Origin of the sequence: Aureispira sp. CCB-E (assembly GCF_031326345.1) — a bacterium.
In the GTDB taxonomy this organism is placed as follows: domain Bacteria; phylum Bacteroidota; class Bacteroidia; order Chitinophagales; family Saprospiraceae; genus Aureispira.
The window spans coordinates 2,158,115-2,171,810 of sequence record NZ_CP133671.1 but is presented as its reverse complement, the minus strand read 5'-3'; the positions used below and the strand labels follow the sequence as shown (position 1 = coordinate 2,171,810).

The 13,696-nt window shown below is 34.9% G+C and carries 10 protein-coding genes; 8 read left to right on the top strand and 2 right to left on the bottom strand.

Going from position 1 to position 13,696, the window contains the following annotated elements:
• Nucleotides 1–14: 14 nt before the first annotated feature.
• Nucleotides 15–782 carry a hypothetical protein gene (locus tag QP953_RS08325; RefSeq protein ID WP_309554621.1) on the bottom strand — a complete coding sequence of 256 codons (768 nt, stop codon included), beginning with the start codon at nucleotides 780–782 and terminating at the stop codon, nucleotides 15–17.
• Between the two features lie 313 nt (nucleotides 783–1,095).
• On the opposite strand from QP953_RS08325, the gene QP953_RS08320 reads away from it, so the two are divergent.
• The 3 genes from QP953_RS08320 to QP953_RS08310 all read left to right on the top strand — a co-directional run bounded on the left by QP953_RS08320 (nucleotide 1,096) and on the right by QP953_RS08310 (nucleotide 4,749).
• Nucleotides 1,096–2,370: a HAMP domain-containing sensor histidine kinase gene (locus QP953_RS08320; protein ID WP_309554620.1), complete on the top strand. Its 1,275-nt coding sequence runs from the start codon at nucleotides 1,096–1,098 to the stop codon at nucleotides 2,368–2,370.
• Between the two features lie 6 nt (nucleotides 2,371–2,376).
• Nucleotides 2,377–3,072, top strand: a complete 696-nt coding sequence (locus QP953_RS08315) for a response regulator transcription factor (RefSeq protein WP_309554618.1) — start codon at nucleotides 2,377–2,379, stop codon at nucleotides 3,070–3,072.
• A gap of 84 nt (nucleotides 3,073–3,156) precedes the next feature.
• Nucleotides 3,157–4,749: a S8 family serine peptidase gene (locus tag QP953_RS08310; protein ID WP_309554617.1), complete on the top strand. Its 1,593-nt coding sequence runs from the start codon at nucleotides 3,157–3,159 to the stop codon at nucleotides 4,747–4,749.
• On the opposite strand, the gene QP953_RS08305 is transcribed toward QP953_RS08310, so the two are convergent.
• Nucleotides 4,746–5,450, bottom strand: coding sequence for a hypothetical protein (locus QP953_RS08305; protein ID WP_309554616.1), 705 nt, complete (start codon nucleotides 5,448–5,450; stop codon nucleotides 4,746–4,748). The genes QP953_RS08310 and QP953_RS08305 overlap by 4 nt on opposite strands.
• A gap of 159 nt (nucleotides 5,451–5,609) precedes the next feature.
• Between QP953_RS08305 and QP953_RS08300 the strand changes: the two genes are divergently transcribed.
• The 5 genes from QP953_RS08300 to QP953_RS08280 all read left to right on the top strand — a co-directional run bounded on the left by QP953_RS08300 (nucleotide 5,610) and on the right by QP953_RS08280 (nucleotide 13,627).
• Nucleotides 5,610–6,551, top strand: coding sequence for a TerC/Alx family metal homeostasis membrane protein (locus QP953_RS08300; protein ID WP_052595863.1), 942 nt, complete (start codon nucleotides 5,610–5,612; stop codon nucleotides 6,549–6,551).
• Nucleotides 6,552–7,406: 855 nt separating this feature from the next.
• Entirely contained in the window at nucleotides 7,407–9,749 is a 2,343-nt protein-coding gene (locus QP953_RS08295) for a hypothetical protein (protein WP_309554615.1), read from the top strand.
• Between the two features lie 2 nt (nucleotides 9,750–9,751).
• Nucleotides 9,752–10,477, top strand: coding sequence for a hypothetical protein (locus QP953_RS08290; RefSeq protein ID WP_052595867.1), 726 nt, complete (start codon nucleotides 9,752–9,754; stop codon nucleotides 10,475–10,477).
• 65 nt (nucleotides 10,478–10,542) lie between these two features.
• Nucleotides 10,543–11,823, top strand: coding sequence for a cation:proton antiporter (locus QP953_RS08285; RefSeq protein ID WP_052595869.1), 1,281 nt, complete (start codon nucleotides 10,543–10,545; stop codon nucleotides 11,821–11,823).
• Nucleotides 11,824–12,451: 628 nt separating this feature from the next.
• The gene (locus QP953_RS08280; protein WP_052595871.1) at nucleotides 12,452–13,627 is read left to right on the top strand and encodes a hypothetical protein; all 1,176 of its coding nucleotides are present in this window, start codon (nucleotides 12,452–12,454) and stop codon (nucleotides 13,625–13,627) included.
• Nucleotides 13,628–13,696: the final 69 nt, after the last annotated feature.

The window sequence follows — 13,696 nt, the reverse complement described above, 5'->3', positions numbered from 1 at the left end:
TATTAGGTAGTATCTTAACATCCCGTATTGCCTAAAACCAATTCAAAGCCTTGATTAACCCAAAGTCCTGCTGCATTTCTAGCGGCTTGCCATTGTGGCATATTCTTAATTACGTTTAATAACATTTGATCAACTTTTGAATTGCCAGTGCTCTCTTTCAACTGTACCAGTTCTATCTTTCCGTGGTTGTTGACCGTGAACCCTACCCTACCTACTTTTAAGTGAACTAAGTCTGTATCTGAAATGTTATCCAACACATTTTCGATCAAATATTCTTGCAAGGCAACTGCTCCTCCTGGATAGTTCGCTTCTTCGTCAGGTTGTACGACGATGTAAAAACTCAATGTCTTGACTTCAATTTTTTGAGTAGCTGAATTGGTTTGCTTGTATTTGACTTTAATCGATATGGAGGTATTCAAATCGACCATTTTTAATAGATTTCTTTGCGAGTCTGTCAGTTGAGCATTTACACCATATGTTTTCTGTCTTTTTCCTTTGTTAATCGCCTCAATTTCGGTAGAAACATAATCTGTAATCCAAGAATTAGGGTATTCTTTTATAAGATCAAGCATAGTTTGAGCTTGACTCAATAACATTTTAGACATTGGATGTGCGGGAGTATGTAAGGGATATATTTGGCAACGATAATTATCCCTTAACAACTTTGTTTGCTTTTTTGAGTTTTCTAAATAATCCGTCCTAAAAAAGGTATCGCTAAAATTTTGTCCCAAACTAATGGTTGCCATAAAAATAAAGCCTCCTATAAAATAATATCGTTTCATGTGATTTATTTTTTTTTAATAATGCATAACGTTTACCTTTCAAAGATAGTTTTGAATCCACAAAAGAGCTGTTAGTCAGCCGTTATTGACTTGTTATTGAGTTGTTAATGCAACACTCTATCCAGTATATCATTCATTATTTTTTAGTTTTTTGTTAGTATTATTGGTAGTTAGCTTTGTTACTCCCTACGGTCGTGAGCTCGCATAGCTCGGTTCGCTGCTACTTCGTGGTCGTTGATTACTTCGTGAGCGCTGCGCTTTTAGTTAGCTATGCTACTACTCTTTCTATCATAAATTCTACAAACAACCATTTATGAAACGAACCTACTCTTTTATTGCTTTTTCTTCCCTTGCCTTGTTGACCATTCTAATCATACAAATCAACTGGGTTTTTCAAATGGCAACTATCAAGGAAAAACTTTTTAGTGAAAAAGCTGATATTGTTCTTGCAAAAACGGTTGCCGCATTGTACAATGACCAAGAAACCTGTCAAAAAATTGAAGCTTCCGCCGCCGAAAATACTACTGGAACAATCACTCAATTAGGAGTTGTTGAGTCCCAAGTAATCGACTCGCTTTTTGCGCACTATATGGCATTTTATGATTTTAATATTGATTATTCCTTTGTTATTTCCAAACCGCCCAACAAAGCTCCTGACTACCTGAACTACATTTATAACAAAAACTTAGAAGGCTTCACCCCTAAAAACCAACTAGAGTTAAAACTCATTTTTGCGGATAAAAAACAATTTATTTGGGCAGAAATGAGTCCCTTGTTCATTACTTCTATCTTGCTAATTTTACTTGTATTGATATTATTTTGGCGCACAACCTTATCGCTTCTCAAAGAGAAAAGAATATCAGAGCATACAACAGACTTTCTCAATAATATGACCCATGAATTCAAAACACCGATTACGAATATCGCTTTAGCCAGTAAAATGTTGGGAAAAAGCAGCAAGCTATCTAAAAAGGAAAAAATACAGCATTATGCTGAAATTATTTCAGAAGAAAATCAAAAACTAGCCCTCCAAGTAGAGCAAATGTTAGGAATGAGTGCCTTAGAACGTGGAGAGATTCCGTTGCAAAAAACAACCTTAGACATGCACTCGATTATCCAACAAATTATCAAGTCGGCACAGCTGCAAGTTGAAGCTAAACAAGGAAATTTGAATCTACAATTAACAGCTAAACAAGCGGTTATTTTAGGGGATAAAATACACCTTAGCAATATGCTTTGTAGCCTTATTGATAATGCTATTAAGTATTCTGCTCAAAAAATAGATTTGTCGATCCAAACAACTTCTACTGCCCAACACCTATCTATTATAGTTGCTGATAAAGGAATTGGAATTGACCCCAAATATCAAAAAAAAGTCTTTGACAAGTTCTTCAGGGTTCCTACAGGCAACGTACACAATGTCAAGGGGTTTGGACTTGGCTTAACATACATACAAAGTATTGTTAAACGCCACAACGGACGCATTACCTTGAAAAGCCAAAAAGGACAAGGAACAGTCTTTTGTATCATCTTGCCACTCCATCCAATACAAGTAAATCAACTTCAATCACCAGTTATTGTAAACTAATCAAGCATGCACAAAATACTATTAGTAGAAGATGACCTCAACTTGGGACTCCTCTTAATGGACTACTTAGAAGAAGAAGGCTTTGAGGTCAAGCTTTGTAGAGATGGGCGCAAAGCTTTAACGGCATTTCAACAACAACGTTACGATATATGCTTACTAGATATTATGATGCCATATCTCGATGGATTTTCTGTTGCCCAAGAAATCAGGTTACAAAACGCCAATATTCCTATTGTATTCATTAGCGCCAAGTCCTTAAAAGCTGACAAACTAAAAGGGTATACATTGGGTGCTGACGACTATATTACCAAACCTTTTGACGAAGAAGAGCTACTTTGGAAAATCAAGGCCCTAATTCGTAGAGTTGTTCCCAATTCTATGCCGCAACCCCCGATTTTATATGTTGGTAACTATCAATTTAATACTCGCAATCAATCTTTGACCATCAATGATAACACTCGAAGGATGACCGAAAAAGAATCCCTTATTTTAAAATATCTCTATCAACATCGAAACAATTTGATAAAAAGGGAAGATATGTTAATGGCTTTATGGGGAGAAAATGATTATTTCTTGGGGAGAAGTTTGGATGTTTTTATTACCAAAATAAGAAAATATCTAAAAAATGATCCTGAGTTAAGTATTGAAAATGTTTTTGGCGTAGGTTTTATCTTTAATGTCCCTACTAAGGAAGAATCCTAAGGATTATACAGAAAAAGGCATTAACTTTGTGGATAAAGTTAGTTATTTAAACGTACCCTTAGTTTCTTAATTTCACTTCCTCTTATGCATAAAATTATCCGTTTACTATTGCTTTGTACGTTCCCCATTTTTCTATTTGCACAATCTTCTTCTACTTCGTATGAGGATTTGATTGTCATGCTACCTCCTAACTCAGATGTGGAATCTCTATTAGCTGATTATGGAGCCACTCTAACTTATAAAAAACGCTTATCTACCTCTTTAAATATTCACCTGTTATCTAGTCCTGTCGCATTGAACATGTCGGAAAAATTACAGTTACATCCTAGCGTTCAAACAGTTCAAAAGGATGCAATTATTACTTGGCGAAATACTCCCAATGATATTCTATACGATACACAATGGGCATTAGACACCATTCAAGTTCAACAAGCGTGGCAATACACAACAGGCGGACAAACGGCATTGGGAGATACCATCGTTTGCGCTGTCATTGATGGTTCTTTTTTTGTCCCTCACGAAGATTTGAAAGACAATATTTGGCACAATCATGCCGAAATTCCTAACAACCAGATTGATGATGACAACAATGGTCTCATAGATGATTATACAGGTTGGCAATTGGTCTACAACACCGATCGCCACGATTACGGAAGCATCAGCAACCATGGCACTTCTGTTTTGGGTATCATTGGGGCAAAAGGCAATAATAGTGTCGGAACAAGTGGCATCAACTGGGATATAAAGCTCATGCTACTAAGTGCTCATACGGCAACTGAAATTACTAAAATCTCTAATATAATTGAGGGCTACTCTTATGCCCTAGATATGCGTCGAGCTTACAACCTATCTAATGGTCAAAAAGGAGCACTAGTCGTTAGTACCAATTCTTCTTGGGGAATTGATTTTGCTTGGGCTGAAAACCATCCTATCTGGTGCGCACTGTATGACTCGCTTGGTAGTGTGGGCATTTTGAGCGTTGCCGCTACTACCAATAGTGATACCAATATTGATCGTTATGGTGATATGCCTTGTTCTTGCACCTCAGCGTATTTAATCGGCGTAAGCGAAAGCTCTAAAGAAGATCGACAAGTAGCTGGGTATGGACATCAATTCATCGACTTGTTTGCCCCTGCTGCTAGCAAAAGTACACGATGGAACGATTATTATGGTGATTTTGGAGGCACTTCTGGTGCTGCTCCTCACGTAACGGGCGCGATTGCACTACTCTATAGTTATCCTAATGATCGTTGGGCTGCCATGGTAAAAAACACTCCTCAACAAGCCGCTTTATTAGTCAAATCTATTTTAATCAATAGTGTAGATAAAAAATTAAGCTTTGAAGCTTCTGTTTCTGGTGGTCGCCTTAATTTGGGTAGAGCAATGCAAGAGCTCGCAGACTATTTTTCTACACCACAAGAAAACAACCTTTTAGTTGTTTATCCCTCTCCTACTTCTAGCTATCTCCATCTCAAAGCATCGTTAACAGAACAAGGTACTTACCCTGTTCGAATTTATGATACATCAGGAAAACTAGTTGCTTCTTGGACTATTCAAACAGAAGCTCCTACCATTCGTTATTGGGAATTTGAGGTTGGAGATTGGGCTAGAGGTATGTATATTGTAGAATTAGAAACTCCCACCTCCAAATTTGTACAAAAGTTTGTAAAATATTAAAATCGTTGTGTCTCAACTTTTCGATCAGCAGTAATCACTCTCACGGTTCCACCTTCTTGCAACAAAGAAGGCAGCATCAACTCTGAATGCGATTGGTGCTCTATATAAGATTTTATTTTTGCTCCTAAATCATTATACAGCTCAATTTCTACAGGAAATTGAGCCATTTCTAAGGCTAATTCTACACGCAATTTAGAAAACTGGCAGATAGATTTAACGAACAACCATCCTTCAGAACTATTGTCTATGTCTACTTCTTTTGGAGGACTATTATAATAAGTTCCATCCTTATAGAGTTGCTTTAGACGGTAATAAATGCGTTGCTTCGCTGGAAAATGGTCAATATAACTGTAGTGTTTAGAAGCTCCTTGTAGCGCGTCCTCTATTCGCCCTATCGGTACAAAATTTATTTTATCGTACGACTTCTCAACTACAAAAGCCTCTGTTTGCGTATTTTCTTTAATAGACCAAAACACCAGCACCCCTTCCTTATCTTTTGTTGCACCCAATTTTAGGTTTTCTTGAACATACTTCTTTTCTTTATCTGCCACCTTCTCTTGTTGATTTTCTTTGATACTACAATGAACAGGATAAATTTTATGCTGTTCCTCTTTTTGTAGCAACGAGTTAGATTTTGTTTTTACCTGTTGGCAAGCAACAGTAAATAGCAAAACAAGCATCAATATAACTGGCGTTTTCATCATTAGCTTATTTGGAGATAGAATGGGAAATTATTTATTGTTTAATAAAATTACAATAGATATATTACCTAATTATTAAGCTGATATAAACTTTTTCGACATTCTTTGTGTTCCTTATTTTTTGCAAATTATAACCACTAATATTTAAAAATACATCTTATGATATATATTGCCTTGTTAATACTAGTAGTTCTATTACTTTATATAGATTTGGCAGTACTTAACAAAAAGCAAGACCACCCTTCTAATAAAAAGACTGCATTAGAAACATTGTATTGGGTTCTTTTTGCTTTAAGTTTTTCGGGAGTATTGTATTGGGCTTATAGCCATCAACTAGTGGATAACCCTAGCCACCTTACCCCTTTAGACGCTACATTCAAATACTTAACAGGCTATTTGATTGAATTATCGCTTAGTGTTGATAATTTATTTGTGATGGCATTTATTTTTTCTTCTTTAAAAATTCCTGTCAAGTACCAACATAGAGTATTGTTTTGGGGAATTATGGGTGCTATGTTCTTTAGGGCTGCCTTGATTTTTCCAGGTACCTTATTGATTAACAAAATAAGTTGGATGACCTATGTTTTTGGAGCATTTTTAATTTATACAGCATTCAAGATGCTAACAGAAGAAGATGAAAATGAAGCAGCCCCTAGCAGTCAAATCAAGTTTATAGAACGCTTTGTTCCGCTTACAACTTCTTATAATGGAGAAAAATTTTGGCTAATCGAAGATGGTATTCGCAAAGCTACTCCTCTATTTAGTGCCTTGGTTGTTATTGAGATTACAGATATATTATTTGCCTTAGATAGCATTCCCGCCATTTTGGCTATTACAACAGATCCTTTCATTGTTTTTAGTTCTAATATTTTTGCTATTCTGGGATTAAGAGCCATGTATTTTTTCTTAGTAAATATGCTAGAACAGTTTTACTACATCAAATACAGTGTTTTTGCCATTTTACTTTTTGTTGGTATAAAACTGATTATCATACACTATATTCACCTACCCGAATGGTTTTCATTGGCTTTTATAGTCTTAGCACTTATCGTAGGTATCGCTTATTCCATGACTCATTCCAAACCATCTAAAAATAGTTAAGCCTATACCATTCATTCCATAAAACGATTTTACGAAGTGCCATATAATAACAGCGTACTAAGCTTATGTTTTTACTTTGTGAGCTGTTGTTACTTGCTATACTTGATTCGGATTCATAGAAGAACTCAAAAAATGACAGGGTGTTAAAACGTATAACAAAACGTTTAAATACATCTATTCAAGCATCTATTTTTCATCGTGAAGCTATAATGAATTCTTTTTTGCTTATGAACAAGTTAGAATCTAAGTTTGTTTATCTATGCAGAAATTCCAATTGGCATATACCACATTACTGCTATTATTAGTCCTTAGTTGTGTTGTAATGAGTAATACTTGAGGTTGCTATCAATTAATTGTTTAATTTTCTATAACGAAGGGAACTAACAAACTCCAAAACATCTTTATATAAATTTAATCATTAGAACTTTGAAGTTCCAATCAAAAACATACAACACTAACAATCAAACACTTAAAAACACAAAAAACACTATATCTTTCTACAATTTAGTGATTATATAAAGATTATTATTATTATTAGACATTGATTGAAAAAAGAAAATCTATCTTTAGAATAAGAATGAGTATAAAATTTCCTTTTCCATAAAAATTGATAATTTTGTGCTTATGCATTCAATCGTTTACTAAAACTATATAGGGCAAGCATTCATTCATTTCACCCAACAACAGACAACACTACTTTCTAATGTATTAGACTTATACAAATAGTATAATTAATTGTTTTTGGAGCACTAAAACAATAAGTTCACATTATTTATAATTGGCCTTGTTCATAGCATGATTTGAATACCTTTAAACGTTAATAGTAAACAATTTCAATCGTTAAATACCAACTGAATGGAAGCAAGCACTATAGATAAAAATAGTATTGTCAAAATTATAGAAGATTGGGAATACTTAATCAACGAAACGCCTTCTTTTGAAGATCGTTTGGACTGGCTAGTAGGAAACATTGCCGTTATAGCAGGTCAAATGGTCGAAAAAGGAGACATTTGTTATAACGTCCTTTCCCAAAAAGAACTCGAATTGGATAACGAAGTAGCAGCTTCTTGTCATGCGGTTACTTTTGTATGGGCAGACCAAGCAAAAATGTTCTTGTTGTTCCTTAGAGATAGCCTATTTGAGCAGCAGAAAGCAGCTATTTTTTACAAAGATAGCATTCTGCAAAAAAATCAAATCAAAACCCTTTGGGAAGAAACACTTGTCTTGGCAAAAGAAGCCTTGCAAGCAATCAAAGAAATTGTATTAACTAATTCTGATAAAGAAAAAGCGCTCAAGCAGCTCCAACATCAAGAAAATCCTTGGTTAATATACAAAGCTCAAATCATCTTACTGGTAGATCAAGCCAATCTATTGAATGATGATTACCAAAAACTAAAAACGATTCAAGAGGTATTGTATGCCACAGAATTAATTGTTAAAGACACCATTGATACCTGTCTATCTGACTTGGATACCAATAACAATAAGATTGATACGGTTATCAACTTAATTACTACTGTAGATACCAAGCCCTTATACAAACTAACTTCTATCCATGAAATCATGGACAAGATGAAAAATGTTGTTTACATTTCTGCTTTTAAACAACAACTAGAGAGTTTATTAAAGCCTTATGATATTAAACTCTCTCCTGTGGTTCGTATTCATGGCGGCATATTGGAGCGGCGTGTCTTTTTGCCTTATAAAAATATTTTGCAATGGTTTGAATCCGAGATTTACCCTCTACTTTATGAAGTTTGGGAAATTACAGAACAAGGAACGACAGGGTTAAGAATGATTTTATTGAACATGACCAATCGATTGGACATTCTTCAGAAAGAACGCCCAGAGGATTTATTTAAGGATCATATTAATATGGTCAAACCTTTGCATACTTTCCAAAAAGACTTGGTCATGTTGGGGGATAATATTACCAATTTGGTTCACCTGATCGATAACCGAGTACAAGAAGAGTTAAGAATATCAAACTTGTTTGATACCCAATCGCATTTTTTGTCGGTTTCTTTGCAATCGACCTTAAATCAAAAAATCTGGAACAATGAAAGTGGTTGGTTAGCGCAAGCCCAACGTTGGCTAAAAACAATCTTAGATAAATTTAATGCCTTAAAAGACAAATTTTATCAAGGGCAACAGCTAAGTGTTTCCGAAAAAATAACGCTTTGTATCCAAAGCAGAATGGCAGACCCTAACAATAAACATTATACCAACATCTTTTTGACCAAAGGGTATGTTGGGGAATCATTTATTGTGGGGCGAGAAGAAAACATCAAACGTTTTGGTGACTTGGTTACCAATTGGAAACAAGGATTCAGAGGCTCTGTTTTGTTGACAGGAGACCGTTTTTCAGGCAAATCGGTTTTTGGTGAGATCGTTGCTCGCAAATTCTTTATGCAAAACTACTATAGCCTCATTCCCAACTCTACGCTGACAATTGACGGTCGAAAAATGCAAACGAGCTATGATTTAAAAGAAGCCTTAGATTTTGTTTGCAAGCACAGCATCAACAAAAAGACCATGCTCTGGATTGATGATATTGAGGTTTGGTGGTCAAACAAAATTCCATTTTATCAAAATATTCATCACTTGATGAATTGCATTGATGCTTATTCTAATCGCATCTTTTTTGTCGTAGCGACCAATTCACAAGCAAGAAAACAAATTACCAATTATAGCAATGCAAAACGTATTTTCCAAGCAGAAATCGACTTGAATTATCTTTCTAAAGAAGCCATGCAACAAGCTATTATGGTCAGACATGGCGCAACACAAAAAAAACTGATTGATGCGAAAGGAGATATTTTAACGCCTCCCGCTTTTAATAAATTGGTGCTTAAAATCTACAAAGCATCGGCAGGAAATGTTGGGGAAGCATTATTGCATTGGGCAAATTCTACGTATTACATTGACGAAAATACCGTACAACATCGTCCTGATACTTACAAAGGCTTGCCTAGTTTCTTAAACGAAGATTCTACCTTAATATTGGATTTGCTCCTGTTGCACAAACGAGCCAACGAATATTTGATTCGCCAATTGCTTGGGGCTAGTGCTTTTGAAAAACGTTATGCGACTGTGATTAGACGTTTAATCAATGTCGGTATTTTGAAACGCCAATTAGATGGTTTCATAGAAATTGAAACAACCATTGTTAATGATTTAAAACAAATGCTAAAATAAACATGTCAGACTTGTTAAAACCTCATTTTACTTGGATGTTTTTCTTTGGAACAGTTGTTTTTTTGCTGCTGTTTTATGGATTTCTCCAATTTTTAAAAAATCAGATTCCACAGCTACCCGCTACCGTCAAATTTAAGGAACGCCTATCTCGTAGACTTCGCTATTTCTTGTTGCTGTACGAATTAATCTTTGTTGTTATTTCTGTAAGCATCTTCATGCTCATTCATCCTCTTTGGCATGGAATGATTGTTTTGTTCCTTATTTCTATTACCTTTCCTTTGATGAGAGACTATATGATTGGACGTTTTCTTTGCTTTGATCCTGAATTTCAACAAGGAAAGCGCATCACTGTCGGCGAAGATACTGGCGTTATCAATAAAATGAATCGCTTAGGGATTTATGTCATTACCAACAACGGCATGAAATACATCAACTACATGATTCTACAAGAAAATGGCTTTAGTTTGCTAACAGATAGTCTCATGCAAGAATATTGTGATTTAAACATTAGTGCGAATGATAAAGATACTTCTAACTTATCGGCTGAAATGCTGCTATATAAACTAATGGGAGTTCCATATCTAGACAGCGATTATCGCCCTACCTTGATCACTAATAATACCAACACAGACTTTCAAATACGAGTATTGATTCGAAAAGGAAACCACCAACAAGAATTGATCAATTTGATCAAAGATTGGGGCTACGATTGTCAACTTTCACACTAATTATCACAACGATTATACCTCGTTGCACATCTAAGTTTTAAACAACATTTAATATTATTTCTACAATGGAAATTTTTAATTCATATAATATTATCATCATAGCATCTTTGGTTATTATTCTCTCTTTTTTCTTCGGAGAATTATCAAAAAAAACCAATATCCCATCGGTGCTTATGCTTATCTTTTTGGGTATTGGTCTGAAATTAGGAATGGATGCCTTGCACTTAGACGAGATTGATTTCTTTCCTATTTTAGAAATTCTTGGAATAGTCGGTCTCATCATGATTGTGTTAGAAGCTGCCCTAGAGTTAGAACTCAAACGGGAAAAGCTTTGGCCAATTCTCAAAGCCTTTGGAGTTGCTTTGGTTGGACTATTGCTCTCAACATGGGTTGCAGCCATGATACTAGAACGTTATGTTGAAGGGATGTCTGTAGAAGCCTCTTGGATATATGCCACTCCTTTGTCTATTTTATCCAGTGCTATTATTATTCCTAGTGTAACTTCTTTGAATGAGAACAAGAAAGAATTCCACATCTATGAAAGTACATTTTCTGACATCATGGGAATCATGTTGTTCTACTTTTTGGCTGGACAAATAGAACACGAAGGGCATGGTTCGGGGTTTGTTGGTTTTTTGGGAAATGTAGGTCTGACGGTAGCTGTTTCTTTTCTTGCTAGTTATTTACTAATTTTCATTTTTCAAAAAATCAGCAGCCACGCCAAGTTATTCCTACTTATATCTGTCCTATTATTGCTCTATGCTTTAGGCAAAAAAATGCACCTTTCTTCTTTAATTATCATCCTCATTTTTGGTTTACTAATAGGCAATATGCAACTCTTCTTTAGAGGTCGATTAAGCAAATGGTTGCACATTGAAAAAGCCAACCATATTTACGAAGATTTGCACGTTATTACCATAGAAACCGCCTTTGTCGTTCGAACCTTCTTTTTTGTTATTTTTGGTTTAACCATTGCTTTAGATTCCTTGCTCAATGTAGACGTTGCTATTATCAGTGCTTTAATTTTGGCATCTATCTACGCCATTCGATTCGTTATCTTACGCATTACAATAGGAGGCGATATTATTCCGCAATTATTTGTTGCCCCACGTGGATTGATTACAGTATTGCTCTTTTATGCCATTCCAAAAGAAGTAGAAGTCGAGAGTTTTGAAGCAGGAATTTTACTATTTATCATCATGGCAACTAGTGTTATCATGACAATTGCTATGGTTTATGACAAACGTAGAAATCAACAAGCTTTAAATAAAGCCAATGGTGTTTCTATAGGTTACAGTACTTGGAAAGCCCCTAGTGCCGACGATAAAGAAAAAAGCGATTCATAAGATTTTATACAAAAAATAAAATAATTTACTAGAGGCAACCAATAAGATTATTGTTGTCTCTTTTTACTTTTAAGTCCCTATAAAAACGCTCTAGTTTCATTAGCGATCCAAACAAACAATGAGAAGTCGTGTACTACTGGATGTTTTTTTTAACCATGAGGAGCATTCAAAAAATAGTACTGTTTATTGCGAGAATGCTTGGACAAGTAATGTTCTAAGATTATTTTTTTCGATAAAATTGTATCCATTTGGCTATCAATAATATGCCGTTACAAATCAAAAAGATACAAAAGACTAATAATCAAAACACTATACACTTATCACACAGTTCAGACATAGATACTTTTTTATTTTTGTGATAGTAAAGCAAAAAATGACTACTAATATGTGACTTTTAGAAAAAAAAGCACTCTATTTAATTAAGTTATAGTCATCTAGTTATTTTTAGTTTCTAAATGCAACTTTTATTTTATTAAAGAGTTTATATTGACATATAACCCTTAATATTCATGTTACTTTTCTATCAAAAAGCAGCTATAAAGCAATAACAAAAAAACAAATTAAACATTATATCAATACAATACTACCTGACTTATACCAACTCACTAAAATTTGACAGCCAACAATTATGAAGAACACAATTACACTAATCATATGCTTTCTATCCATTTCAAACCTTATTTTTGCCCAATACAAAGGCGTTACTTTTGACTACGAGAAAGTAGTCTTTGGCGAAAATCAACCGCTTCCTGCCGAAGCCCATATTATGCTACAAGGCGTTGTTAAGCCAGAAATTGGCATTGTTGAATTGGATATTCTTGATCCCAAGGGCAAAAAAAATCGCCTCCCACTTTACTCCAACCAATGGAAACGATCCAAAGGCAATACCAAAAACATATTTTTATTGCCCATCAACTTTAAACTAAAAGGTAGCTCTGAATACGATTTTAACATTAAGTACTATGCAGCTATCAATCAAGAGGAACGAGATACGTTGACAAATATCCTCAACTCTTATTTGTTTACTTATTTAGAGCAAGTGATTATTGTCAATCGCAATACGCTTAGTTTGGAACAAAATGAGCGACAAATTATGAGAAGTCTCAACAAGATTGTTCACAAAGGGCTTTCTATGTTTAGAAATCGTACCCATACAGATTTTGAGGGATTCTCTGATCTAATCAAATTTAAACTCAAACAAATTTCTACAGCTAGTTTATCTAAAGGAAAAGTTCTTTTTCAAGAAGAAGATAAAAACGATGCTAAAGTTGCTTACCGTGAAAAGTTGTTGTCAGAATTGCGCACCATGATTCGCAGTGAACTAAAGCAATATATGAATCTAGAGTGGTTTAAGATGATTGATAACAAATATATTGATAATTATTCTACAGAAAAAAGTAAACGTACCATTGCCATTCAGGCAGGCTTTGGCGGAGCTTATCTTAGTGGCTCGACCAACAACTTAGCTATTGGAGCATCTCCTTTTGTTGGTTTTGCATTTCCATTGAGCAAGCGTTCTTCTCAGTCCAAAGTTTTAAATAATTTATCCATTACATTTGGTGTCTTTTTACTAGATTTTCAAGGAGCGAATAACACCACCGTCAGCGGCCCCATCTTCAAACGCCCTACTTATGTTGGTTTGAGCTACAAATTATTTCGATTTATTCATTTTAATGCTGGAGCAACTTTCTTGGAAGATGCAACGACCGCAGGTCAGCTCTCTGGTATAGAAAAACGGGTTTACATACGTCCTTTTATTGGTGTAAGTGCCCAAGTTGATTTATGGTTGGACTTTAGTAAGTAATTCATGCTGCTTGTCGCTATTATTTCTTTCTTTTAGAGGCATCATCTAACCAATCTTAGCCACATTTTT